Origin of the sequence: Paraburkholderia sp. UYCP14C (assembly GCF_004197395.1) — a bacterium.
GTDB lineage: Bacteria > Pseudomonadota > Gammaproteobacteria > Burkholderiales > Burkholderiaceae > Paraburkholderia.
In genome coordinates this window covers 82,125-106,887 of sequence record NZ_SELS01000027.1, presented here as the reverse complement: position 1 = coordinate 106,887, position 24,763 = coordinate 82,125, and the positions used below count along the sequence as shown (strand labels likewise).

20 protein-coding genes and 1 pseudogene are annotated in these 24,763 nt (G+C 65.0%); 4 read left to right on the top strand and 17 right to left on the bottom strand.

Annotated elements, in window-relative coordinates:
* Positions 1-270: 270 nt before the first annotated feature.
* From EVC45_RS24155 to EVC45_RS24100, 12 genes and pseudogenes are all read right to left on the bottom strand, one after another.
* Positions 271-1,794, bottom strand: coding sequence for a SpoVR family protein (locus EVC45_RS24155; protein WP_129960749.1), 1,524 nt, complete (start codon positions 1,792-1,794; stop codon positions 271-273).
* A 244-nt stretch (positions 1,795-2,038) separates the two neighbouring features.
* Positions 2,039-3,310, bottom strand: coding sequence for a YeaH/YhbH family protein (locus tag EVC45_RS24150; protein ID WP_129960748.1), 1,272 nt, complete (start codon positions 3,308-3,310; stop codon positions 2,039-2,041).
* 163 nt (positions 3,311-3,473) lie between these two features.
* Complete coding sequence (locus tag EVC45_RS24145; protein ID WP_129960747.1) at positions 3,474-5,396, bottom strand: PrkA family serine protein kinase; 1,923 nt, start codon at positions 5,394-5,396, stop codon at positions 3,474-3,476.
* Positions 5,397-6,100: 704 nt separating this feature from the next.
* Complete coding sequence (locus tag EVC45_RS24140) at positions 6,101-6,862, bottom strand: 2-keto-4-pentenoate hydratase (protein WP_129960746.1); 762 nt, start codon at positions 6,860-6,862, stop codon at positions 6,101-6,103.
* Between the two features lie 366 nt (positions 6,863-7,228).
* Positions 7,229-9,013: a methyl-accepting chemotaxis protein gene (locus EVC45_RS24135; RefSeq protein ID WP_129960745.1), complete on the bottom strand. Its 1,785-nt coding sequence runs from the start codon at positions 9,011-9,013 to the stop codon at positions 7,229-7,231.
* A 354-nt stretch (positions 9,014-9,367) separates the two neighbouring features.
* Positions 9,368-10,297, bottom strand: a complete 930-nt coding sequence (rbsK, locus tag EVC45_RS24130; RefSeq protein WP_129960744.1) for a ribokinase — start codon at positions 10,295-10,297, stop codon at positions 9,368-9,370.
* Between the two features lie 86 nt (positions 10,298-10,383).
* On the bottom strand, positions 10,384-11,427 hold the full coding sequence (locus tag EVC45_RS24125; protein ID WP_129960743.1) for a LacI family DNA-binding transcriptional regulator: 1,044 nt from the start codon (positions 11,425-11,427) through the stop codon (positions 10,384-10,386).
* A 115-nt stretch (positions 11,428-11,542) separates the two neighbouring features.
* Positions 11,543-12,619 (bottom strand): ABC transporter permease, encoded by a 1,077-nt coding sequence (locus tag EVC45_RS24120; protein WP_129960742.1) that lies wholly within the window; start codon positions 12,617-12,619, stop codon positions 11,543-11,545.
* Positions 12,616-14,211 carry a sugar ABC transporter ATP-binding protein gene (locus EVC45_RS24115; RefSeq protein ID WP_129960741.1) on the bottom strand — a complete coding sequence of 532 codons (1,596 nt, stop codon included), beginning with the start codon at positions 14,209-14,211 and terminating at the stop codon, positions 12,616-12,618. Before EVC45_RS24115 ends, EVC45_RS24120 begins: the two co-directional genes overlap by 4 nt.
* Positions 14,212-14,577: 366 nt before the next feature.
* Entirely contained in the window at positions 14,578-15,552 is a 975-nt protein-coding gene (locus tag EVC45_RS24110) for a sugar ABC transporter substrate-binding protein (RefSeq protein ID WP_129960740.1), read from the bottom strand.
* Between the two features lie 313 nt (positions 15,553-15,865).
* Positions 15,866-16,844: pseudogene (corA, locus tag EVC45_RS24105) on the bottom strand (magnesium/cobalt transporter CorA).
* A 179-nt stretch (positions 16,845-17,023) separates the two neighbouring features.
* Positions 17,024-17,521: a hypothetical protein gene (locus EVC45_RS24100; RefSeq protein ID WP_129960739.1), complete on the bottom strand. Its 498-nt coding sequence runs from the start codon at positions 17,519-17,521 to the stop codon at positions 17,024-17,026.
* Between the two features lie 302 nt (positions 17,522-17,823).
* Between EVC45_RS24100 and cydX the strand changes: the two genes are divergently transcribed.
* On the top strand, positions 17,824-17,970 hold the full coding sequence (cydX, locus tag EVC45_RS24095) for a cytochrome bd-I oxidase subunit CydX (protein ID WP_129960753.1): 147 nt from the start codon (positions 17,824-17,826) through the stop codon (positions 17,968-17,970).
* A complete protein-coding gene (locus EVC45_RS24090) occupies positions 17,967-18,548 on the top strand; it encodes an ATP-binding protein (RefSeq protein WP_129960738.1) in 582 nt (193 codons plus the stop codon). Before cydX ends, EVC45_RS24090 begins: the two co-directional genes overlap by 4 nt.
* A 152-nt stretch (positions 18,549-18,700) precedes the next feature.
* Here the strand turns inward: EVC45_RS24090 and EVC45_RS24085 are convergent, their stop codons facing one another.
* Entirely contained in the window at positions 18,701-19,798 is a 1,098-nt protein-coding gene (locus EVC45_RS24085; RefSeq protein ID WP_129960737.1) for a saccharopine dehydrogenase family protein, read from the bottom strand.
* A 280-nt stretch (positions 19,799-20,078) separates the two neighbouring features.
* On the bottom strand, positions 20,079-20,537 hold the full coding sequence (locus tag EVC45_RS24080; RefSeq protein ID WP_008922942.1) for an Lrp/AsnC family transcriptional regulator: 459 nt from the start codon (positions 20,535-20,537) through the stop codon (positions 20,079-20,081).
* Positions 20,538-20,877: 340 nt separating this feature from the next.
* Between EVC45_RS24080 and EVC45_RS24075 the strand changes: the two genes are divergently transcribed.
* Positions 20,878-21,396, top strand: a complete 519-nt coding sequence (locus EVC45_RS24075; RefSeq protein WP_129960736.1) for a Spy/CpxP family protein refolding chaperone — start codon at positions 20,878-20,880, stop codon at positions 21,394-21,396.
* Between the two features lie 345 nt (positions 21,397-21,741).
* Entirely contained in the window at positions 21,742-22,179 is a 438-nt protein-coding gene (locus EVC45_RS24070; protein ID WP_129960735.1) for a PGDYG domain-containing protein, read from the top strand.
* Positions 22,180-22,208: 29 nt separating this feature from the next.
* Here the strand turns inward: EVC45_RS24070 and EVC45_RS24065 are convergent, their stop codons facing one another.
* The 3 genes from EVC45_RS24065 to EVC45_RS24055 all read right to left on the bottom strand — a co-directional run bounded on the left by EVC45_RS24065 (position 22,209) and on the right by EVC45_RS24055 (position 24,743).
* The gene (locus EVC45_RS24065) at positions 22,209-22,574 is read right to left on the bottom strand and encodes a DUF3022 domain-containing protein (protein ID WP_129960734.1); all 366 of its coding nucleotides are present in this window, start codon (positions 22,572-22,574) and stop codon (positions 22,209-22,211) included.
* 99 nt (positions 22,575-22,673) lie between these two features.
* Entirely contained in the window at positions 22,674-23,570 is an 897-nt protein-coding gene (locus EVC45_RS24060) for a YhfC family intramembrane metalloprotease (protein ID WP_129960733.1), read from the bottom strand.
* An 84-nt stretch (positions 23,571-23,654) separates the two neighbouring features.
* Positions 23,655-24,743 carry a LacI family DNA-binding transcriptional regulator gene (locus EVC45_RS24055; protein ID WP_129960732.1) on the bottom strand — a complete coding sequence of 363 codons (1,089 nt, stop codon included), beginning with the start codon at positions 24,741-24,743 and terminating at the stop codon, positions 23,655-23,657.
* Between the last annotated feature and the right edge of the window lie 20 nt (positions 24,744-24,763).

Here is a 24,763-nt window from a genome sequence, read left to right as displayed (position 1 = left end):
GAAACATAAGAAAAAGCACAGCAAAACCCGACATTTCTATTTAGCTGGAGGCACGACATTTGAACTTAGCGGAGACAGACTTTGGCGGCGCAACTGCAGGAAAGCCCTGGGTATGGGCTCGCGGCGAATTTGCGGTGCCATAAAAGCGAAGCCCCCGTCAGCCGGGAGGCTGCGGGGCCGTCGGGTGATCGACCCGGACCGGTCGGGCAACGTCAGGAACCGTTGCCGCCAGCGGGTGAAGACGTCAAATTGGCCGTTGGATGTCGGGCATCAAATCCTCACGGACGGCGGCACATACCGGCACTCGAAGCGCTTTCTGACGGTGCCGTTTTCGTCGACACTTTCGAGGTACACGTCGAATTGCCACAAGCGCGCCATGTGCTTGAGCACCTCGTCGCTATCCGACGACAGGTGCCGGTTGTCGCTCATGAAGTGCCGCAGCGTCAGGCTGCGATCGCCACGTGTATTGACGGCCCACACCTGAATGTTCGGCTCGCGGTGATGCATGTCGTACTGCCGTGACAGCGCCTGGCGCACGTACTGGTAGCCGCTATCGTCGTGAATCGCCGACACTTCGAGCGCATCGCGCATGTCGTCGTCGAGCACCGAGAACAGGCGCATCTCGCGGATCAGATGCGGCGACAGATACTGCGCGACGAAGCTCTCGTCCTTGAAGTTGCGCATCGCGTAGTGCATCGCCGGCAGCCACGGACTGCCTGCCAGCTCCGGAAACCAGCGGCGATCTTCGTCGGTCGGCGCCTCGCAGATGCGCCGGATGTCGCTCATCATCGAAAAGCCGAGCGCATACGGATTGATGCCGCTGTAGTACGGCTTCGTGACCGGCGGCTGGTAGACGACGTTGCTATGCGAATGGAGGAACTCCATCATGAAGCCGTCTTCCAGCTTGCCCTGGTTGTACATCGTGTTGAGCAGCGTGTAGTGCCAGAACGTCGCCCAGCCTTCGTTCATCACCTGGGTCTGCCGCTGCGGATAGAAGTACTGGCCGATCTTGCGCACGATGCGGATCACCTCGCGCTCCCACGGTTCGAGCAGCGGCGCGTTTTTCTCCGCGAAATACAGCAGGTTTTCCTGCGGCTCGGGCGGATAGCGCCCTTCGACCTCTTCGGGCAGCGGCGTATGGCGCGTGGGCAACGTGCGCCACAACTCGTTGACCTGCGACTGCAGATACGCCTCACGTTCACGACGCGCGGCGAACTCTTTCTGCAGCGACAGCTTCTGCGGCCGCTTGTAGCGGTCCACCCCGTAATTCATCAGCGCGTGGCACGAATCGAGCAATTCTTCGACGCGATCGAGCCCATAGCGCTCCTCGCATTCCGCGATGTAGTTCTTCGCGTAGACGAGATAGTCGATGATCGCGTGCGCGTCCGTCCACAAGCGGAACAGATAGTTGCCCTTGAAGAACGAGTTGTGACCGTAGGCCGCATGCGCGATGACGAGCGCCTGCATCGTCATCGTGTTCTCTTCCATCAGATACGCGATGCAAGGATTCGAATTGATGACGATTTCGTACGCGAGCCCCATCTGGCCACGACGATAGCTTTTTTCGGTTGCGAGGAAATGTTTGCCGAACGACCAGTGACGGTAGTTCACCGGCATGCCGACGGACGCGTACGCGTCCATCATCTGTTCGGCGCTGATGAGTTCGAGCTGGATCGGATACACGTCGAGCTCGTATTGCTCCGCAACACGGGCAATATGCGAGTCGTACTCTTCGATCAATTCGAAGGTCCAGTCGGACGGGCACGGCAGAGGCCGTCTATCGGCTACGTTCATACGGACTTCCCTTTGCCCCTCGATGGGCGTTCCGGTGTGTCCCGTGCTGCAGCATCGCGGACTGCTCCGGCGCAAGCGGCTCCCGTGTTGGCCGCTCCCTGCCTCGGCATGCCCCGACTGTTACTGCGGCACGCCTTTGTTGCGTTGCGGCGCTTTCATACGATGGGTTGCCCCACGTCGCACGAATCGCCGCCCGCTGCGTCCTTCAGGTGCTTCAGGTGCTTCAGGTGCCACCCGCATTCCATCACGAAGTCGCCGCCTGCTTCTCGAACAGCTCGCGAAACACCGGATAAATATCGGCCGCAGTTTCGACCTTCTTCATCGCCATGTGCGGTTGCGATAGTGCCAGCTGCGCGTATTCGAGCCACAGATTCTGCTCTTCGGGCGTCACCTGAATATACGCAAAATACCGCACCTTCTCCAGGATGTCATCCGAGAGTATCTTGCGGCACTTCGGCGAGTCGTCGGTCCAGTTGTCGCCGTCGGAAGCCTGCGCCCCGTAAATGTTCCATTCAGATGGCGAGTAGCGTTCGTCCATCACCTTGCGCATCAGTTCGAGCGCGCTCGACACCACGGTGCCGCCGCTTTCGGTCGAATGGAAGAACGTGTCTTCGTCGACTTCCTCGGCGCGCGTGTGGTGGCGAATGAACACGACTTCGATCTTCTCGTAGTTACGTTTCAGGAACAGGTACAGCAGGATAAAGAAGCGCTTCGCGAGATCCTTGCGCTGCTCGTCCATCGAACCGGACACGTCCATCAGGCAGAACATCACCGCCTGGCTCGACGGCGTGGGCTGCTTCACGCGATTCACGTAGCGCAGATCGAACGGATCGATGAACGGAATCCGCCAGATGCGGCCTTTCAGATGATGGATGTCGTCTTCGAGCAGCTTGATCTCTTCGCGTCGATCGGCGGGATCGGCCTTCATTTCTTCGAGCTGCCGCTCCATCTCGTGCAGCTGGTTGACGAGCGGCGCGCCGAGCGCGATGCGCCGGCCGAGCGCGCTGCGCAGCGAGCGCACCACGTCGATGTTGTTCGGCGTGCCTTCCGCGGCCCAGCCCGCGCGGATGCTTTTCCACGTCGGCACGGCCATCAGATGGGTTTTGACGAGACGCGGCAGTTCGAGGTCGTCGAAGAAATACTGCATGAACTCTTCGCGGCTCAGCTCGAACACGAAGTCGTCCTGACCCTCGCCCTCGTTGCTGGCCTGACTGCCTCCGCCGCCGCCACCGCCGCCCTGCGGGCGCTGGATCTTGTCGCCGCGGATGTAGTCCGAGTTGCCGGGATGCACCATCTCGCGCTTGCCGCCCGGTCCATGACGGAACGACGGCTCCGCGATGTCCTTGCGCGGAATGGTGATGCTCTGGGTGTTCTGGATGTCTTTGATGCTGCGATCGCGCACCGCCTCCGAAACGGCGCGACGAATATAGTTTTTGACGCGGCGCAAAAAGCGCTCCCGGTTCGCAATGCTCTTGTTCTTGCCTGCCAACCTGCGGTCGATGATTTGATGAAGCACGCCCGGTCTCCCGTCCATGCAACCGCGTTCGCGCTGCGGCCGCACTAATATTTCGGGTGCGCGAGACGCCCGCCGCGCAGTGCAACGCTATGCGGCTTGCGCCTCGCCGGTTGCCCGTACGGTCGAACCGTACGGGCGGCACACCATGAGTATCATGCGCGCATCAAGACGACTTGCGTACGCGCAGATACCAGTCGCACAGCAAGCGCACCTGCTTCGGCGTATAGCCCTTCGCCACCATGCGATTGACGAAGTCTTCGTGCTTGCGCTGCTCTTCGGCCGAGCCCTTCGCGTTGAACGAGATCACCGGCAACAGCTCTTCCGTGTTCGAGAACATCTTCTTTTCGATCACGACGCGCAGCTTCTCGTAGCTGATCCAGGCGGGGTTCTTGCCCGCATTGGCAGCTCGCGCACGCAGCACGAAGTTCACGATCTCGTTGCGGAAGTCCTTGGGATTGCTGATGCCCGCGGGCTTCTCGATCTTCTCCAGTTCGGCGTTCAACGCGGCACGGTCGAAGCTTTCGCCGGTGTCGTGGTCGCGGAACTCCTGATCCTGGATCCAGAAGTCCGCATACGTGACGTAGCGATCGAAGATGTTCTGGCCGTACTCGGAGTACGACTCCAGATAAGCGGTCTGAATCTCCTTGCCGATGAACTCCGCATAGCGCGACGCGAGCACGTCCTTGATGAAGGACAGATACTTCTGCTCGGTTTCCGGCGGAAACTGCTCGCGTTCGATCTGCTGTTCGAGCACGTACATCAGATGCACCGGATTGGCCGCGACCTCGGTCGAGTCGAAGTTGAATACGCGCGACAGAATCTTGAACGCGAAGCGGGTCGACACGCCGGTCATGCCTTCGTCGACGCCCGCGAAGTCGCGGTACTCCTGGTACGACTTCGCCTTCGGGTCGGTGTCCTTCAGATTCTCGCCGTCGTAGACCTGCATCTTCGAGAACAGGCTCGAGTTCTCCGGCTCGTGCAGACGCGTGAGCACGGACAGCTGCCCCATCATCTTCAGCGTGCCCGGCGCGCACACCGCGTTGGCCAGCGACGAGTTGCGCAGCAGCTTCTCGTAGATCTTGACCTCTTCGCTATAGCGCAGGCAGTACGGCACCTTGACGACGAAGATCCGGTCGAGCAATGCCTCGTTGTTGCGGTTGTTGCGGAATGCCTTCCACTCCGATTCGTTCGAGTGAGCGAGGATGATGCCGTCGAACGGAATCGCGCCGAAGCCTTCCGTACCCTTGAAGTTGCCTTCCTGGGTCGCGGTGAGCAGCGGGTGCAACACCTTGATCGGCGCCTTGAACATTTCGACGAATTCGAGCAGACCCTGATTGGCGAGGCACAGGCCGCCCGAGTAGCTGTACGCGTCGGCGTCGTCCTGCGCATACTGCTCGAGCTTGCGGATATCCACCTTGCCGACCAGCGACGAAATGTCCTGATTGTTCTCGTCGCCCGGTTCGGTCTTCGCGATACCGATCTGCCGAAGGATCGACGGAAAGCGGCGCACCACGCGGAACTTGCGGATGTCGCCGTTGTATTCATGCAGGCGTTTGACCGCCCACGGACTCAGGATGTTTTTGAGGTAGCGGCGCGGAATGCCATATTGCTCTTCGAGGATCGGACCGTCTTCCTCGTAGTCGAACAGACCGAGCGGCGATTCGTTGACGGGCGAGCCCTTGATCGCATAGAAAGGCACGCGTTCCATGAGCTGTTTCAGACGTTCCGCGATCGACGACTTGCCGCCGCCGACCGGTCCTAATAGATACAGAATCTGCTTCTTTTCTTCGAGCCCCTGGGCCGAATGCCGGAAGTAGGCGACCACCTGCTCGATCACCTCTTCCATTCCGTAGAACTCACGGAACGCGGGGTATACCTTGATGACCTTGTTCGCGAAGATACGCGATAAACGCGGATCGTTGCGCGTGTCGATCTGTTCCGGTTCTCCGATTGCCGTCAACATGCGTTCGCCAGCGGTGGCGTACGCGGCGGGATTGTCTTTGCAGAGCGCGAGATACTCCTCGAGAGAGAGTTCGTCCTCCCGTGTTTTCTCGAAGCGGGTCGCGAAACTGCTGTAGATATCCATGCTACCTCCTCGCCGAAGTCTGGGGCGATGTCGTGCGCGGCGCGCTATTCGGAAACGACATCGCTCGAATTCATCCTAAACCCTTTTAAATTTTTTTTCACGGACTACGTTGCGAAAATCGCGCCGTAACCGCCACACCACAGTCCTCACTTGGAAACAAAGAATCGACCACCTACAATTCTTCACTCACGCGGCAACCCATCACTATCATCTGCCGCTCCGTTGTATCGCTGCTTTCTTCAGCACCGCATCGCTATTCAGTGCTCCTGCACGAACATCGCCGTAACGCTGCATCGCGCCACGTGATCGCGTTGCTCTTGCACATCCCGTACCTGCAACGTCGGCCGTTCACAAAAATGCGGCTGTCTGCGCACGCACACTTCGTCACGAAAAGCATGCACGTGATGACGTTTTCGCTGCCCCACCGCCCTTCATGCTCACAGCTGTTGCAAGCGCTGCGTTCACTTCATCGGCAAGCCGCCGTTGCGCGCGTGATCCGTATGACTGGATGACGGCTGCAGTTTGCGACGCTCTCATAGGTGTATACGGAAGGGACGCGGCAAAGTTGCAACAAACGCATTCGAACAGGGTAACGATTCAAAGACTGCCACCGTTTCAGATTGGTCAAAATAAAAACGGCTGCACACTGGCAGCCGTTTGCAATGAAGCGTTGTAATTTGCGGTTACAAGCGCCGCAACATCGCTCAGGTCAATTCGATTTCCACTTCACCCAGTCCGTCGATATGACCACGCACGATGCCGGGCTCGTCGATCTTGTGCGCGCCGACGTATGAGCCGGTGGTCAGGGTCCAGTCGCGCTCGATCGTGATGCCCATCGCCGCGCAATGATTGACGAACCAGACGAGCAGTTCGCGCGGATCGCCGGCCGGATTGCCGGTCACTTCCGGTAGCAGCGAGCGACCGTTGAAACTCAGCTCCAGTTCCGGCGACACGAAGTCGAAGCCGCGCGCGAGGCTCGCATAGACGGCCGGATGGCCGGCGATCAGCGCGCCGTTGTTCTGCGCGTCGGCCAGCTGCGCGAGCGGCGCGACGTTCGGCCATTCGGCAAAGCGGCTGTCGACGATCTCGATGGCCGGCAGCACGGCGCCGACCTTCGACAGCACCTCGTCGCGCGCATACGCCTGAGCGCGCGGCTCGATCGTCACGTCGAAGCGGAACGCGATCTCGAGTTCGACCAGCACGCGAAAGAAACCGTCTTGCGCGAGCCGCGCCGGCGACGGCATCACCAGCGAGGCCGGAATCGGTGCGCCCGACGCGGCGCCGCCCGGCGACTTGGCGCCGATCTTCCAGGCGCCTGTCGACTCGCCGAGAGCCGTGATCACCGCCTGCTGGATCGCGTAGGCGGTCGCCGCATCGGGCGGCAGGCTGTCGGGTGCGGGCGCGTCGATCGGCCGGTGCTGCCGGCGGGCCTCGACGAGGCAGTGCGCAAGATCGTAGCGCGTCATGTCGGTTCTTTGTGGCTGGCGCATGGCAGGGTTCACGGGATGTAGCAATATGTGGGAACCACCTGTTGAAGGTGCGGGCAGCCGCGCGCCGCGCACGCGGATCGGGGCCGTGCCCGTCAATGTACCGGATCGCGACTCGCGCCGGTGAAAGGCGGAAGCGCGCAAACGTTAATTCTTGCGCGCACCGAAAAAAAACCGCGCATGCGGATCCATGCACGGCTTTTTGCGAAGCGTTCGTCGCTGGTGCGGCGGGTGTGCCGGACGGTTAGCGCGCGAACGGGAACGGATGTTGCAGCGAACGGCGCGTCCCGAATCTTCTGACGCGCCGCAGCGTCACTACCTATGGGCCCCTGAACCCGAGCCAGCTCAGAAGGTCTCCCAATCCTGATCGCTGCCGGCCGTCGCCGCGGACCTGGCCGGCGCGCGCGTGGGCGCGGGCGCGGCCGCTACCTGCGGCGCGACCGCGGCCGCGACCGATGCCTTCGCCGGCGACGCCGCCTGCGCCGTAGCCGGCGTGAACTTGCGCGCACGCGCACCGACCGGGCTCGCGGACACCGCGCGCTTCGGCGCCGCCAGCGCCGACGCCGCTTCGTGAGCGCCACGGCCGCTGTCATCGACCTGGAACACCGCAACCGCGTGGCGCAGCCGGGCCGCCTGCTCCTCGAGCGACGACGCCGCGGCGGCCGCTTCCTCGACGAGCGCCGCGTTCTGCTGCGTGACCTCGTCCATCTGCGTCACTGCGCGCGCAACCTGGTCGATGCCGCCGCTCTGCTCCTCCGACGCGGCCGCGATCTCACCCATGATGTCGGTCACGCGCTGCACCGCGCCGATGATCTCGGTCATCGTGCGGCCGGCCTCGTCGACGAGCGCCGAGCCCGACTGCACGCGCTCGACCGAGGTGTCGATCAGCTCCTTGATCTCCTTGGCCGCCGCCGACGAACGCTGCGCGAGGCTGCGCACCTCGCCCGCGACGACCGCGAAGCCGCGGCCCTCCTCGCCGGCCCGCGCCGCCTCGACGGCGGCGTTCAATGCGAGGATGTTGGTCTGGAAGGCGATGCCCTCGATGATCGAGATGATGTCGGCGATCTTCGCCGAACTCTGGTTGATGTCGCCCATCGTGCCGACCACCTGGCCGACCACCGCGCTGCCCTTGTTGGCGATCTCCGACGCGTTGGCGGCGAGCGCGCTCGCCTGGCGCGCGTTGTCGGCATTCTGGCGCACGGTGCCGGTCAGCTGTTCCATGCTCGACGCGGTTTGCTGCAGCGCGGACGCCTGCTCCTCGGTCCGCGACGACAGGTCGATGTTGCCCGCCGCAATCTCACGCGTCGCGGTCGCGATCGACTCGCTGCCGCCGCGCACGCTGCGCACCGTTTCGGTGAGGCTGCGCTGCATTCTGGCGATTCCTTCGAGCAGTTGCCCCATTTCGTCGCGCGATGTCACGATCACCGGACGACGCAGATCGCCGGCCGCGATCGCATCGAAGTGGCCGAGCGCTTCGTCGAGCGGACGCGCGATCGCGCGGCTCAGCGTCAGATACGACAGCGCCGCCGCAAGCACGCCGACCACCAGCGCGCCGATGCTGACCATGCGGAACATGGCGAAACTGCTTTGCGCGGAGTCGAAGCCCTGCTTGGCCGAGTCGAACTGGAATTTGCGCAGCACGTCGTCGGCGCCGACGAGGTCGTTGAAGACGGCCTGCAGGTTCTTCGCATCCTCGACCAGCTTGCCCTGATCGTTAGCGGCGATCGCCGTTGCGAACGCTTCGAGCTGCTGATGCAGCGCGTTGCGCTTCGCGGCGACGTCCTGCGCGAGCCGGTCTTCTTCCGCGTCGCGCGGCAGATCGAGGTATTTCTTCCACCACATGTCGGACGTGCCGCCCAGCATGCGCGCGCGCTCGATGGTGGTCGCAGCTTCCGGCGTACCGACCATGAACGCGGCGCGGTCGAGCGCGAGACGTTCGCGTGCCGAGTAGATTTCCGCATTGCCGATATTCACCGCGCTCGGCATCGCGTTGGTGAATGTGTCCTCATAGGCGTCGTTCGTGTGGCCCATGCCGACCAGACCGAAAACGCCGATCCCCACCAGTAGCGCGGCGAGAAACGCCATCGTGAGCCCGATTCGCGCCTTGATCGTGATGCCTTTATTCAACATGCTGGGTCCTGTGGGCTGTACTAAATGAGAGGCTGCCTTCGCAGCGTTGGGCGGCGTGTGTTGGGTCCGGCGCTTTTCGAATCAGCGCTCTAATTACCGTTTACGGCAGCACTCATGGAGACTTGAAGCATTTAAAAGGTATGAACAAAGACGTTGTAAGACGTTGAAAGCAAATTGGCGGGAGGCGGACGTGGTCGCGGCGGGTTGGCGCGACCCGGCGGCAGTCGTCGAAGCATGACTTTCGACGTTTTGGCGGCGGGATTCGGTTGATGGCGCGAGCGTTCCGGGTCGCTCGCGGCGTTGGCGGGACAGATCGATCGGGCAGCTTGCGGGCGGGCTCACGCCGCGACCGCATCAGCCCATTGCGTCGACTTCGGCGCGCGTCGGAATCGACGGCTGGGCGCCAGCGCGCGTCACCGATAGCGCGGCGGCGCGTTGCGCGAAGCGGATCGCCGCTTCGACGCTCGCACCCTGCGCGAGCTGCGCCGCGAAGCCGCCGATGAAGGTGTCGCCGGCTGCCGTCGTGTCGACCGCCTCGACCCGCGGCGCTTCGTACAGCGTCGCGGCGGCGCCTTCGAGCGCCGCATGCACGCCGCGTGGCCCCAGCGTGATCAGCACGTTGCGCGCGCCGGCCGCACGCAACGCGGCAGCAGCCCGCGCGGCGTCCTCGGGCGAGTCGACGGCGAGACCGCTCAGCGCGGCGGCTTCGAGTTCGTTCGGAATCAGGTAGTCGATCAGCGGCAGCCAGTCGGCCGGCAACGGGCCGATGGCGGGCGCCGGGTTCAGAATCACGGTCTTGCCGAGCCGCCGCGCCGCGGCCAGCGCCGCGCGCACCGATTCGGGCGGGGTTTCGAGCTGGCAGATCACGACGTCGGCGGCGGCGAGCGTCGTTTCGTGTCGCGCGATGGTGGCCGGCGTGACCTCGCCGTTGCTGCCCGCGACGATCACAATGGTGTTCTGGCTCGCATCGTCGACGACGATCAGCGCGACGCCGCTCGGCTCGCTGCCGGTTTCGAGCGCCGCGCAGTCGATGCGCTCCGCTTCGAGGCCCGCGCGCAGCTGCACGCCGTTCGCATCGGCGCCGACGCAGCCGAGCATCGACACCTGCGCGCCGAGCCGCGCGGCCGCGACCGCCTGGTTACCGCCTTTGCCTCCCGCGACCTGTGCGAAGCTGCGGCCGGCCAGCGTCTCGCCCGGCTGCGGCAGGCGTGGCGAGCGCACGACGAGGTCCATGTTCAGGCTGCCGACCACCGTGACGCGCGCGCGCGTTTGGTTGCTTGCCACTTGAGTGTCCTCCGTTGCGCGACGGGTCGCGTTGCGATTGCACACGCGCCCTTCAAGTACCCGTCATGCGTCCTTCGTGCGGCGCATCAAGCCGCCAGATCCCGCCGTCCTTCGCCCGCCCATGTCGCGGTGGACTCGCGCACGATCAGCCGCGGCGACACCACGCGCCGGCGGCCCGGCGCCCGCGCGGTGCTGTTCGACGACGCCTCGGCGATCCGGTCGATCAGCGTCTGCGCGGCCGTGTCGCCGAGCGCGCGCACCGACTGCCCGACCGTCGACAGCGACGGGAACGTGAAGCGGCCCAGCTCGATATCGTCGAAACCGATGATCGAGCAATCGCGCGGCACGCTGATATTGCGCTCCGCCGCCGCGCGCAATGCGCCGATGCCCATCATGTCGTTGCCCGCGAAAATCGCCGACGGCCTGACCGTGTCGAACAGCTGCGCGGCCGCGCGGTGTCCGCCCGTCCCCGAAAAATCGCTTTCGACGATCGCATCGGCGGCAATTTCGATGCCGCGCTCGGCCATCGCGCGAATGAAACCGTGCACGCGCATTGCGCTGACCGCGGTCTGCACCGGCCCCGTGATGCAGCCGATCCGCACATGCCCGAGCTCGAGCAGATGCCGGGTGGCCAGATACGCGCCCTTCTCGTGATCGATCTGCACGAGGTCAGCGTTGATTCCTTCGATGTTGCGGTCCACCACGACGAGCGGCTCGCGCGAGTCGGCGAGGGTCTGCGCGAGCACGGCGTCGTCGCCGGCGGACGCGACGATCAGCCCGTCGATGCGCTTTTCCTGCAGCACGCGCAGATAGTTGCGCTGCTTCGCGGGGTCATCGTCGGAGTTGCAGAAGAACACGCAGTAGCCGTTGCGCGCGCAGCCGTCCTCGATGCCGCGCGCGAGCTCCGCGAAATACGGGTTGGTGCTGTTCGGCACCACCAGTCCGATCGTCGCGGTCGCGCGCGCCTTCAGCGAACGCGCGACCGCCGACGGCACATAGTGCAGTTGACGGATCGCGTGCTCGACTTTCGCACGCACATCGGCCGACACCGGCCGCGAGTTGTTTACGACGTGCGATACCGTCGTGAACGACACACCCGCCACGGCCGCTACATCCTTGATCGTCGCCATAACCTGTTGCTCTCCCACTGCCTGTTGTTCCCGCCGGCCGCACCGCCTGGCGACCCGCGGACGTCTTCATCGAAGACAGACCACACTGATTCATCGTTGCGCCGACGCGCACACCTCAGGCGCGTTTGCGGCGGCTGCGGTACGTATCGAGCACCACGGCCACCACGATCACCGCGCCGGTGATCATGCGCTTGGTCGGCTCGTTCGCGCCGATCTGCGCGAGGCCCGCCGCCAGCACCGAAATGATCAGCACGCCGAAAAACGTGCTGATCACCGACCCGCGCCCGCCCATCAGACTCGTGCCGCCGATCACGACCGCCGCGATCACCTGCAGCTCCATGCCGACGCCCGCATTCGGATCGGCCGCCTCGAGCCGCGAGATCTGGAACAGCGCCGCGAGACCCGACAGCGCGCCCATCAGCGCGAACACGATCACCTTGTACGGCCGCGGATTGACGCCCGCAAGCCGGACCGCTTCCTCGTTGGTGCCGATCCCGACCAGATAGCGCCCGAACACCGTGCGCGTCAGCATCAGCTGCGCGATCACCATCACCGCGACCGCGATCAGGAAGGCCGGCGAGATGCCGAGCGCGATCGGATTCGACAGGAAGTCGAACGCGTCGCCGATATACGCGGTGCGCGAATTGGTCATCTGATACGCCATGCCGCGCGCGGCCTCGAGCACGCCGAGCGACACGATGAACGACGGAATCCGCCAGCCCACGGTCACCGCGCCGGTCACGGTGCCGGTCAGCGCCGCGACCGCGACACCGAGCAGCGCACCGGCGGCCGGTCCCCAGCCCCACTTCAGCGTCACCACGCTGACCACCGACGCCCCCAGCGCGAGCACCGAGCCGACCGACAGGTCGATCCCCGCGATGATCAGCACGAAGGTCATGCCGACCGACATCACGACGAGATCCGGAATCTGGTTCGCGATCGTGCTGAACGTGTCGTAGGTCAGAAAGTGCGAACTCAGCAGCGAGAACAGCACGATCATCGCAAGCAGCGCGCCGGCGAGGCCCAGGTAGTTCGAAAAGCCGAGCCGCGTGCCGGCCGGCTTGCCGCTCGCGAGCGGCGCCGACGGATCGGCCGGGGGCGTCACAGTGGGCACGTCCGGCGCGCCACCGGGCTGGCCGTCCTGCTTGCCCGGTTTGACACCTGCCGCGTCGCGCCACGATCGATCGGTCATTGCAGACTCCCTGCTTCGTTGGCGCCGTGCGTGTGCAGCAGCGCCTCGCGGCCGCGGTAGCCGGCGAACGCGGCCGCGAGCAGCGCATCCTGGCTCCAGCTCGCGCGTTCGAACACGCCCGTCATGCTGCCCGCCGACATCACGCCGATCCGGTCGCAGATCAGCATCAATTCGCGCAGGTCGCTCGACACCACGACCAGCGCGCGGCCGTCGCGCGCGAGCGCGCCCATCAGGCCGTAAATATCGAACTTCGCGCCGACGTCGATGCCGCGCGTCGGTTCGTCGAACAACAGCACGCGGCAGTCGCGCGCGAGCCAGCGGCCGATCACGACCTTCTGCTGGTTGCCGCCCGACAGCTCGCCGACGATCTGCCCGGGCCCCGAGCTGCGAATCCGCATCGCGGCGATCTGCTTTTGCGCTAGCGCATTCTCGCGCTTCGCATCGACGAGGCCGTGCCGCGCGACGCTGCCGAGATTGCCGAGCGACACGTTGGCCGCGATCGGTTGCGGCAGCAGCAGACCTTCGCCTTTGCGGTCTTCGGTGATCAGCGCGATGCCCGCGCGCACCGCGTCCGCCGGCGAGTCGATCTGCACCGGCGTGGGCGGCGCGCCCGGCGTCGCGGCGAGCGACACGCTGCCGCCGTCCTTGCGGTCGGCGCCGTAGATGAGCCGCATCAGCTCGGTGCGGCCCGCGCCGATCAGCCCGCTGACACCGAAAATCTCGCCCGCGCGCACCTCGAACGACACGTCGCGCACGACCTTGCCGCGCGCGAGCCGCTCCACTTTCAACAGCGGCGCGCCGATGTTGCGCTCGCCGAGATCGATATGCTCGCCGAGTTCGCGGCCGACCATCCACGTGACGATCTGCTCGCTCGTCAGGTTGGCCATCGCGTCGACGTGCACGAGGCGGCCGTCGCGCAGCACCGCGACCCGTTCGGCCACCCGCGCCAGCTCTTCGAGCCGGTGCGAGATATAGACGAGCGCGACGCCGCGCGCCTTGAGCCGCCCGATCTGCTCGAACAGCAGATCGACCTCGCGCGCGGTCAGCATCGCGGTCGGCTCGTCGAGGATCAGCACGCGGCAGTCGTCGATCAGGTTGCGGGCGATCTCGACCATCTGCTGATGACCGATGCCCAGTTCGCCGACCAGCGTGTCGGGATCGATCGCGTCGAGCCCGACCTGCGCCATCGCCACGCGTGCGTTCTCGCGCAGCTTGCCGCGGTCGATCCAGCCGAAGCTGAATGCGCCCGCGCGCGGCAGCCGGTTCAGGAACAGGTTCTCGGCGACCGACAGCGTCGGCAGCAGATTCAGCTCCTGCATGACCATCCGCACGCCGAGCGCCTCGGCCTCGGTGCGGCTCGCGGGCGCGTACGGCGCGCCGGCCAGCTGCATCGTGCCCGCGCTCGGCTCGACCAGCCCGCCGACGATCTTCGACAGCGTGCTCTTGCCCGCGCCGTTCTCGCCGGTCAACGCCAATACCTTGCCTGCTCGCAGCGACAACGATACGTCGGCGAGCACCGGTTCGGCATACGTCTTGCCGATGCCGCTGACGGTCAGTACGACAGGCAAGGCGTCGTGGTCGGTTGAATCCATCGCGCTCCTGGTTGCATGGCGCTTCTTGCGCCTTCGCGGCGCTTCGGCGGCCGACCGTGCTTGCCGCACGGCACACCGCGCCCGGCTGCCACGAGTCATGCCTGCACGCTCGCGCGAAATGCGCGGGTGCTCGCGGCCGCGCTTCCTCTCACCACGCGAGCCGCCGTCATGACGCTTATCTCTGGAATTAACGGCGGCGCGGCGGGATTCTTGAGCGTTCGTTGAATAAAAGCGGACCGGCGGGTTGCCGGATTGCCGCTGAAGCATGCGGTTCGCGCGCTTCGTCGCGGCGATTGCGGCTATCGCGGCTTCCCGCACGCAGCTCCAGCGGCGCCCGGCGCAGGCTTCAGGCCGGGCGCGCCGCGCTTACTTCAGCGTCTCTTTCGTCACCAGAACGACCGGTGTTTCGACGACGCCCGACAACTCCGACTGTTTCTTGTGTTCGCTCAACGCCTTCAACGCGGTATCGATGCCGAACACGGCCTGCTTCGCCGCGTACTGGTCGGCGGTGGCGAGCACGCGGCCGTCCTTCAGCATCGGATGGATCGCATTGATGTTGTCGTAGCCGACCACCATCACCTTGCCCTGCTTGCCCGCCGCGCGCACGGCCGACACCGCGCCGATCGCCATGTTGTCGTTGCCGGCGAGCAGCGCCTTCAGGTTCGGATACTCGTTGAGCATCGCCGACGCGACCGCGTTGCCCTTGTCGATTTCCCACTCGCCCGACTGCACCGACACGATCTTCGCGCCGACCGCCTGCATCGCATCCTTGAAGCCGGCGGTACGCTGCTGCGCGTTGGTGGTGGTCGACACGCCTTCGAGGATGCCGACCTCGTCGCCGGCCTTCAGGCGCTTCGCGAGGTAGTCGCCGACGAGGCGCGCGCCCTTGCGGTTGTCGGGGCCGACGAACGGCACGTTCAGGTCTTTCGACTTCAGCACGTCCTGATCGAGCCGGTTGTCGATGTTGACGACGATGATGCCCGCGTCGACCGCCTTCTTGACGACCGGCACGAGCGCCTTCGAATCGGCCGGCGCGAGCACGATCGCGTCGACCTTCGACACGATCATCTGCTCGACGATGCGGATCTGGTTGGCGGTGTCGGTTTCGTCCTTGATGCCGTTGGTGATCAGGTCGAACTTGTCGGGGTTGTGCTTCTGGTAGTCCTTCGCGCCGGTCTCCATGGTCAGGAAGAACTCGTTGGCGAGCGACTTCATCACGAGCGCGACCTTCGGCTTATGAGCCGGGGCGTTCTGCGCGTAGGCGACGGAAAAAGGCAGGACGGCGGAGGCGGTGGCGAGAACTACGGCGGCAAGAATGCGACGGCGGGTTCGATGGCTCATGCGTATCTCCAGGTTATCAGGCTCGCGGGCGAGCCGTATTTTTCTGATGCGCAAACGTTTGCGATGGCTATTCTCAGCGCACGCCTTTCGGAATGTCAACGAATCGCGGTGTTGCAATGCACCGGCGCGCAATTTCCGCGGCGCCGCAATGCGCTCGATGGATCCGGGCAGTGTGTAGCAAGCTCCCCTCGCTCAGTCCGTGCAGTCGATGACGCCGGTGCGTCGCATGCGGCGCGACGTACCGGCCGCTTATGCTGGCCTGGTATCGGGCGCGCTGCAAGCGAAACCGCGAGGAAATCGAAAGGTGCGCGCGCTACAGCCAGCCGGCCTTGCGAAAACGCCGGTACAGCACGAAGTCGATCGCCAGCATCACGACCAGCACGACCGGATAGCCGAACTTGAAATGCAGCTCGGGAATGCGCTCGAAGTTCATCCCCGTAGATACCGGCGATCATCGTCGGCACCGCGAACAGCGCCGCGAACGAGCCGAGCCGCTTGGTGATTTCGCTCTCGGCGAGCGAGATCATGCCGAGGTTCACCTGCACTGCCGTGACGACGATTTCGCGGCGCCCCTCGATGATTCTGACGATCCGGTCGAGGTGATCGTAGACGTCGCGGAAGTACGCCTGCATGCCGGCGCAGATGGCCGGAATGCGCCCGCCCGTCAGTTTGCCGACCGCTTCCTGCAGCGGCACGATATGGTGCTGCAGGATCACCAGCCGGCGCTTCATCGTGTACAGGTCCTGCACGATCGCGCGCGAGGCGGCCGAATCGTTCTTCTCGAAGATGCGGTCCTCGAGCGTTTCGAGCTCGGTGCTCATCGCCTCGACGACCGGGAAATAACGGTCGACCACGTCGTCGATCAGCGCGTACAGCACGAACGCCGAACCTTCCTTCAACAGATGCGGCTCGCGCTCGCAGCGCGCCCGCACGCCCTGAAAACCGGTGCGCGTGCCGCGGCGCACCGACAGCACGTAGTTCGTGCCGACGAACACGTCGACTTCGCCGATCACGAATTCGCCCTGCTCGTCCATCTCGACCGTGTGCATCACGGTGAACAGCGAGCCGCCGTACTCCTCGATTTTCGGGCGCTGGTGGCCGTGTTGCGCGTCTTCGATCGCAAGCTCGTGCAGATCGAACTCGTCTTTCATCACCGCGAGTTCGTCGGGGCTCGGGTCTTTCAACGCGACCCAGACGAAGCATTCGGGCCGCGCGACGTAGTCGCTGATGCTGTCGATATCGATGTCGGCGAGTTTCCGGCCGTCCTGATAGGCGGCGCAATTGATCAGCATGTTCGGATTACCTTGCAGACGAAAGCAGACCTCGCCGGCCGCTCGCGCAAGCCTTGCGCAATACGCTCGACGGGGTCTGCATGAATGGACGGGCGCGCTTCCGGGCGCCCCGATCAGCCGCCATGTTAAGGCCCGCTGCGAAAGCCGCGCGTATCGAATTGTTAATGATCGACCGCATGCTATTGCGCGACCCGCTGCAGGCCGATGCGATGATCGTCGTTGAACGTGACCGAGGCGCGGTTCGTGTAGCGCGGATCGGCCGTCACGATGAAGTTCAGCTCGATGACCGGATCGAACTGCGTCGATACGCCGATCCGATGCGCGCCGGGTGGCAGATAGAACACCACGTGCTCGCCGTTCATCAGGTCGGTGATGCGCTCGCCGTCGATATAGACGAGCGCATCGCGGAACCGCACGATCACGTCGCGCGAACGCTCGCGCCGCACGTCCACCGCGACGAGGCCGGGGCCCGGCTGCGTATAGCCCTGTCTGACGATGCGCTCGGCCGGCACCGGTTTGAACGGCACCGGCTCGGCCGGCGTCGACGCGCAGCCGGCCAGCGTGAACCCGCTGATCGCGCCGACCACGCTGAATGCAACGCATGCGGCCAACGCGGCGCGGCGCGCGGACCCGGCCGGCCGTGCAGTTCGGCCGCGGCAAGACAGGCGCATCGGCATGCTGGTTCTCCCGTGTGCTCTCGATCGTGGCCCGAGTGTCCGACTACGCGGTGTGGATCGCCGCCGTGCGTGCGCCGGTTCGGCGCACACGGCACGCTCGTACGCATGACTGTTCCGCATCATAGCAACGCGCGGAGAATCCGCCAGCCGACACGAACGACGCGCGGGCCCCGCACCTCTTGCATGGCGCGGCGTTCTTCTTCATGATCGTCGACACGGCAGCCGGGCTCGCGGCTTGCCGCCGTCGGTTGCCGGCATGCCTGTCGATCCGCGTCGCCGGACGCACGATCAAGGAGACTGCGATGTGGTATTTCACCTGGATTCTCGGCGTGGGTGTGGCGCTCGGCTTCGGCATCATCAACGTGATGTGGCTCGAGACCAACGGCAAGTTCGCGCGCGACCCGCGCCCCGATGCGGCCGCCGGGCCGGGTGAGGACAAGTCTGCGTGACTTCTCTGGTGTTCTTTTGCGGTCATGCGGGCACGGGCAAGACGACGCTGGCGAAAAAACTGCTCGGCCCGCTGATGGAAGCTGGCGGCACCCCCTTCTGCCTGCTCGACAAGGACACGCTGTACGGCGGCTACAGCGCGGCCGCGATGTCGATGCTGACCGGCGATCCGAACGATCGCGACAGCCCTCTTTTCCTTCAACATCTGCGCGACCCCGAGTATCGCGGCCTCATCGATACCGCGCGCGACAATCTCGAACTCGGCGTCAGTGCGTTGGTCGTCGGTCCGCTGTCGCGCGAGGTGCGCGAGCGGCGGCTGTTCGATCATGCGTGGCTCGGCGTCGCGCCGGACGTGAAGTTGCGTGTCGTCTGGGTGCAGACCTCGGAGGACGTGGCGCGACAGCGGATCGTCGCGCGCGCGAATCCCAACGATGCGTACAAGCTCGCGCACTGGGACGACTATCGGCAGCGACGCTTCGTGCCGAGCGGCGCGAGCCGCGATGGTCTGCTGATGTTCGACAATACCGCGCCCAGCCCGGCGGACTACGAAGCGCTCGTCGCGCAGATCGTGGCTGGATGACGGCCATTTTCATCGCAAAGTCGTCAAACAACAGCAATCCTCCCCTTCTGCCCGTAGGGTGCGGCGCCGGCCCGATGATGGGCTGAAAAACGAAAAATCCCCGTACGTCACCGACGTACGGGGATTTTTATTGGACGCGAGCTATCGCGGCCTCAAACCGTCGCCATCGCCTCCAGCGACTGCCCTTCGTACAGCTTGCCGAAGCGGTTCGCCAGAAAATCGCCGAGCGACACCTGCTCCTGCCGCACGAAGCCCTTTTGCGGCAGCTTGCGCTCGCGGAACAGATCGAGCACCGCGCACATCGCGCCGGCGGTGGTGATCTGGATTGCGCTCATCGGCACCCCGCAGACGGTCTTCGCGAAGATCTTGCGGGTGAACACCTCCTGCACGAGCTGACCATCGCGCATGCCGCTCACGGTGATGAACACCAGCACGACGTCCTGCGCGGTCGACGGCACCGAGCGGCGCATGATGGTCTTCAGCGTGTCGCGGTCGCTCGACAGACGCAGGTCCTCCAGCAGAAACTGCATCAGGTTGCGATGCCCCGGATAGCGCACCGACTTGTAGTCGAGCGATTCGACGCGGCCCGACAGCGTTTCACACAGCGTGCCCAGACCGCCCGACGTGTTGAACGCTTCGTACTCGGTGCCGTCGAGCGAGAAATGCTCGAGGCCTTCGAGCGGCTGCACCCATTGCGTGCGGCTTTCGCGGATCGCTTCGCACGGCTGGCAGTACTCGTTGATCAGACCGTCGACGCTCCACGTCAGGTTGTACTTCAGCGCATTGGTCGGAAACTCGGGCAGCGCGCCGACGCGCATCTTCACGTCGCGGATTTCCGTGAAGCGATTCGCGAGTTCATGCGCGGCGATGCCGATGAAGCCCGGCGCGAGACCGCACTGCGGCATGAAGGCGTGGTCGGAGTCTTCGGCGATCGCGCGGATCGCGTGCGTCGCGCGCACGTCTTCGGTCAGGTCGAAGTAATGGACCCCCGCGCCCTTCGCCGCCGATGCGACGTTGACCGCGAGGTAGTACGGCAGCGCGTTGATCAGCACGTCGAAGCCCTGGATCGCGGCGCGCAGCACGGCGGCGTCGGCGGAATCGATGCGGCGCGTCGGAATGCCCTGGGCGGCGAGCTTGTCGAGCGCGTGCTGATCGCGGTCGAACGCGACGACTTCGTAGTCGCCGGTTTCGCGCAGCATATGCGCAATGGTGTGACCGATCAAACCTGCGCCAACGATAGCTACTTTCATCTGCTTCTCCTTGTTGTCCATGTGCTGTCTCTGAGCTTGGGAAGTGCGCCGCGCGTTGCATGCGGCGCCTCTCGGGCCGAACCCTTGAATGACAGTGTAGGAAGAAGCAAAAACAGTTCATACGCGCAAAATGCTGCGGTATGACCATCAGGTTCGACGTTCTGACGAACCCATCAAACGATTCGTCGAAAATGCGTAAAAAAGGCGTTAATAAGGGACTCGGGAAGGACTCGCGAAGGATCCGCGGATCACCCGCTAAAGGGTTACGCCGCGCGCCGACTCACACCGTGCCGCGGTCGATCTTGCGCGCGAGAATGATCGACGTCGTCGTCCGTTCGACGCCTTCGAGGCCGCCGATCTGATCGAGCAGATCGTTGAGCCGCTCAGGCGAATCGGCACGCAGCCATGCCACGTAGTCGAACTCGCCGCTCACCGCGCACAGCAGTTGCACTTCGGGCATTTTGCCGAGACGCTTCTGCACGGCCGGCCCGTGCTTCGGCGCGATGATGATGCCGACGTACGCGACGATGCTCGAATCGAGCACGTCCTGGCCGAGCCGCACGCTGTAGCCCGCGATCACGTTGCTGCGCTCGAGCCGCGCGATGCGCGCGATCACGGTCGTGCGCGCAACGCCGAGCTGCCGCGCAAGATTCGCGACGCTCTCGCGCGCGTTGGCTTGTAATAGTGCAACGAGGTTGCGGTCGAGGTCGTCGAGCTGGTCGAGGCGCGGAGGTCTCATCGATGGGCAAAGGAAGTTGGTATGGAATGTCGCGGATTATCGCGCGTCTGCGCTGGCAGCGGCGCTGTGTCACGGTGTGCGCTCACAGACGCACGGCACACTGTCGAGCCTGGGGGCGCAGCGTGTCGCTGCAATTGCCGCTCGGGTGCGAGCCGTTTCCCTTTCGTTTCGGTTGTAAGCGTTTGTGGCACAACCATCGAATCGTACGGATATCGTGTTACTAATAGCGGCCACGGGGGAATGCGGCAGCCGCTTGCGGTGCGCCGCTATTCGTCGCTGGCGCGGGGCAAGAAGCACGCCGCGCGCCGAGTCTCAATACGAACAGACATCAGGAGTTTCGATGAAAAAAGCACTGGTTATGCTGGCTACGGCCGTTTCGATGGGCGGCGCGTTCGCTCAAACCGCCGCGCCGGCCTCGGCGCCGGACACCACGGCCTCGGCCTCCGCAGCCAAGGCGGGCCACGAACGAAACGTCGAAGACCGCATCGCTTATCTGCACTCGCAACTGAAGATCACGCCCGCGCAGGAAACGCAATGGAAGGCTTTCGCCGACGTCATGCGCAACAACGGCGAGACGATGGGCAAGCTGTTCGAGCAGCGCAAGGCGGAAACCAACGTGAGCGCGCTCGACGACATGAAACAGTACGCAACGATTGCGCAGGCGCATGCGGACGGCATGAAGAAGCTCGTCGATGCGTTCGAGCCGCTGTATGGCAGCCTGTCGCCGGAGCAGAAGAAGCTCGCCGACGCGACGTTCCACAACGGCGGCCCCGAGGGTCATCATCGCGGTCACCATGGCAAGGGTAAGGGCGGCAAGCCCGCGGCCGAAGCCGCCAGCGACGCGACCGCCAAACAGTAATGAAACGGCGCCCGCGGCGGGGGTTCGCCGCGTTGCGGGCGCGGGTCCGGCTGGACGCGATTGCTTTCAGCGGTTCCTTTAGCGATTCCCTTGGCGGCCGGCTTGCGGCTTCCTCAGGCAGCCACGCAACACCGCCACAGCGTTCCCGGACCCCGTGAGGGTAGTCGCGCCGCACACGGCTCTACACTTCCCCAGCTCCTCAAACCGCCCCGCCCGCACCATGCATCTGGCATGATTCGGGTGCGCGGCGTCTGGGCCGGCTCTCCGTCCCAGCGACCCCACACACGCTCGCCGCCAAGCGGCAAGTCTCACCGCAATGCCTACCCCTAACCTCTCACCCGCTTCATGACCGAACTCAGGAATCTCGATCTGCGTGACGATCCGCACGCCCAACGCGTCGTCAAGGACGAAACGGTAAGCGTCGAATTCGCCGCGGCCGAAGGCCAGCTGATGAGCCTCGAAGGCCCGAACCGCTATGCGCGCGGCGATGCGCTGATCACCGGCTCGACCGGCGACCGCTGGGTCGTGTCGCGCGAGCGCTTCGACGCGAAGTACCTGCCCGCCGATGCCGCGCTCGCGCACGGCGAAGCCGGCGCCTATCGCAACCGCCCGGCGGTGGTGCTCGCGCGCCGGATGGACGAGCCCTTCTCGCTCGCGCGCTCGGCGAGCGGCGGCGACGTGTTGCACGGCGCGGCTGGCGACTGGGTCATGCAGTACGCGCCCGGCGACTATGGCGTCGTGCAGGCCGCACGCTTCGCGAAGGTCTATCGGCTTGCGGATTGAAATCGCGTTAGCCGCGCTTCATTTGCGCATCAAGCGAACTCGTCGCCGAGATCGACCGTGACTTCGCGCGGGACCGACTCGCCGTTCGCGTACATTTCTTCGAGCGAGCCCAGGCTCGCTTCGACGTACGCGCGCAATACCGCGAAGCTGCGGCCACGCAGCCGTGCCGGCATCGCGCGATAACGCGCGAGCGCCGCCGGCGCGATCGCGACCGTCATCACGATACGGCGCGCGGTCGAACCGAAGCGCATCGCTACCCAGTGAATCGTCAGCGTGGGCGTACCGTCGTCGGCGGCACGCTCGATGAACTGCGTCTGCTCGGGAAACAGATCGCTGATGACGCGCGCGAGCTCGTCGAACTCCGGATGCGCGCAGTCGTATTGGTAAGCTTCCATGAAGGCTGCCGGGAAATGAAGATCCTGAAACGTAGGCGCATTTTAGAGAAACGCCGAACGGATAGCGAGGCGCGTGACGCCGGCTACCTGGGCGCTCATTCACGCCGCGGCCGGCCGCCGGTAAATCCGTATCAGCAGTCCCGCGACGAACACCGCCGCCACCGCATAGATCGTATCGACCGCCGCGAGCGGCAGCAGCCGCGCCTGCGTCATTGCCGCGGGCACGTCGATCAGCGCGTGCACGACGATCGCGAGCGGCAGGATGCCGCGCGAGCCGGCCCGCACGCCACGCCACATCAGCACCGACAAGCCGATCTGGAACACCAGAGCCGCAATGCGTTCGAGCGCGAAAATGCCGGCCAGTTGCGGCGTCAGGCTAGCGAGAATCAGATGCACGCGCATCACCGACTCGGCCGGCAGATTGTCGAGGTAGTCGCCGAGCCGGCCGCGGTTTTCGAGGATGGCGAATACGAGCCACTCGAACTGCACGAGCACGCCGACCATCCACGCTTCCGCGCCGCCGTGGCCAAGGCCGTAGCTGAGCGCCGCGCCATCGTCGGCGCGCAATGCGGCGGTGCGGGTGTCGGCAGTCGTGGTCTCGCCATTTGTGCTCCCGGTGGTGCTGGTCCCCGCGTTCGCACCGACGTTCGCCTTTGCGCGAACCGCCGGCCGTGCCGCTGCGCGCTTCACGAGCAGCCGCATCCCGAAGAACCGCCCCACTTCCTCGCAAACGCCCGCGGCCAGCGCACCATAGGCGACGAACGCGAGCGGCTGCGACAGAAACGCCGCCGTCGCCTCGTTGCCACGCAGCAGATAGTCGTGCAGCGCACGCTCGATCACCATCGCGAACAACGCGAACACCGCGACGCCGGCGATCGCGTCACGCGGCCTGAGCGCGAGCGGACGGCGCAACTGCCGGTAAATCAGAAACGGTAAAGCGGCGATGACGAGCGTGGCGAGCGCGAGGCTCGCGAGGGTAAGCGGTGGCACGGCCATGAGTATCCTTGCGGGGTTCCTTGCAGTCCCCGGCGCGCAACCGCTGCGCGCCGCAGCCCCGAATGATCGCAGATTGACCGGAACTCAGCGCGCCGTCGACGCACGCACGATCAGCTCGCCGGGCAGCAGGCAGTCGCGCGCGCCCGTCTGCGCGCCTTCGATGCGCTCGTGCAGGAATTCGACCGCGCGGTAGCCGATGTCGTAGGTCGGCTGGCGGATCGTCGTGATGCCGGCGAGCTCGGCCCATTCCGGATCGTCGATCGAAAGCAGCGCGACGCGGCTCTGCCAGTGCGCGCCGTAACGCGCGTGCAGATGCAGCGCGAGGCGCAACGCGACCGGTGCGTTGGCCGCGAACAGCGCGACGCGTGGAGAGGCGCCGGCGTGCTCGCCGCCGTCCGCGCCCGGCGAGTCGATCGCACGATCCAGCTGCGCGAGGCCACGTTCGAGCGCGGCCGGATCGGCGAGATCGAGCACCAGCTTATGACCGGCCGCGCGGCCGGCGTCGCGCATCGCGCGATCGAACGCTTCGACGCGCTGCTGCCGCGAGCTGACCTGCTCGAACGGCTGCACGACGAACCAGATCTGCTCGAAGCCGCGTTCGAGCAGATGCCGCGTGCCGAGCTCGGCGGCCGCGCCATTGTCGAGACCGACCATATCGGCGACCAGCCCCTCCACCCGCCGATCGACCAGCACCGCAGGAATGCCGCCGTCGCCGACCGGCCGCAACGTCTCTTCGCGCACGCCCAGCGCGTTGACGATCACGCCTTCCACGCGATACGTGGTCAGCAGTTGCAGATAGCGCCGTTCCATCTCGACTTCGTTCGCCGCGTGGCAGATCAGCGGCATCAGACCGAGCGCGTGGCACGCGGCCTCGACGCCTTGCAGCACTTCGACGGAGTACGGATTGGTCAGGTCGGCGACCAGCATGCCGATCAGCCGGTTGCGGCCGCGCTTCAGGCCGCGCGCCATCTGGTTCGGCTGATAGTCGAGCCGCGCGATCGCGGCTTCGATGCGTGCGCGCAGCTCGGGCGACAACGCGCTGATCTCGCCGTTCAGATAGCGCGAGATGCTGGTCTTGCCGGTGCCGGCTTCGCGCGCGACATCGGTGATCGTCGCGCGGCGCGGCGCCGCGGGCGGCATACCGGGTGGCGTGCTGGGCGGGGTCGTGCTCATTCGCTCATTCGCTCATCGCT

Coding starts and splice junctions, on each gene's coding strand:
- EVC45_RS24100 (WP_129960739.1), bottom strand. CDS start 17,521: ATGCCGATGCGCCTGTCTTGCCGCGGCCGAACTGCACGGCCGGCCGGG.
- EVC45_RS24070 (WP_129960735.1), top strand. CDS start 21,742: ATGACCGAACTCAGGAATCTCGATCTGCGTGACGATCCGCACGCCCAA.
- EVC45_RS24145 (WP_129960747.1), bottom strand. CDS start 5,396: ATGGATATCTACAGCAGTTTCGCGACCCGCTTCGAGAAAACACGGGAG.
- EVC45_RS24085 (WP_129960737.1), bottom strand. CDS start 19,798: ATGAAAGTAGCTATCGTTGGCGCAGGTTTGATCGGTCACACCATTGCG.
- EVC45_RS24060 (WP_129960733.1), bottom strand. CDS start 23,570: ATGGCCGTGCCACCGCTTACCCTCGCGAGCCTCGCGCTCGCCACGCTC.
- EVC45_RS24120 (WP_129960742.1), bottom strand. CDS start 12,619: ATGACCGATCGATCGTGGCGCGACGCGGCAGGTGTCAAACCGGGCAAG.
- EVC45_RS24075 (WP_129960736.1), top strand. CDS start 20,878: ATGAAAAAAGCACTGGTTATGCTGGCTACGGCCGTTTCGATGGGCGGC.
- EVC45_RS24065 (WP_129960734.1), bottom strand. CDS start 22,574: ATGGAAGCTTACCAATACGACTGCGCGCATCCGGAGTTCGACGAGCTC.
- EVC45_RS24135 (WP_129960745.1), bottom strand. CDS start 9,013: ATGTTGAATAAAGGCATCACGATCAAGGCGCGAATCGGGCTCACGATG.
- EVC45_RS24115 (WP_129960741.1), bottom strand. CDS start 14,211: ATGGATTCAACCGACCACGACGCCTTGCCTGTCGTACTGACCGTCAGC.
- EVC45_RS24155 (WP_129960749.1), bottom strand. CDS start 1,794: ATGAACGTAGCCGATAGACGGCCTCTGCCGTGCCCGTCCGACTGGACC.
- EVC45_RS24080 (WP_008922942.1), bottom strand. CDS start 20,537: ATGAGACCTCCGCGCCTCGACCAGCTCGACGACCTCGACCGCAACCTC.
- EVC45_RS24125 (WP_129960743.1), bottom strand. CDS start 11,427: ATGGCGACGATCAAGGATGTAGCGGCCGTGGCGGGTGTGTCGTTCACG.
- cydX (WP_129960753.1), top strand. CDS start 17,824: ATGTGGTATTTCACCTGGATTCTCGGCGTGGGTGTGGCGCTCGGCTTC.
- EVC45_RS24110 (WP_129960740.1), bottom strand. CDS start 15,552: ATGAGCCATCGAACCCGCCGTCGCATTCTTGCCGCCGTAGTTCTCGCC.
- EVC45_RS24055 (WP_129960732.1), bottom strand. CDS start 24,743: ATGAGCACGACCCCGCCCAGCACGCCACCCGGTATGCCGCCCGCGGCG.
- EVC45_RS24140 (WP_129960746.1), bottom strand. CDS start 6,862: ATGACGCGCTACGATCTTGCGCACTGCCTCGTCGAGGCCCGCCGGCAG.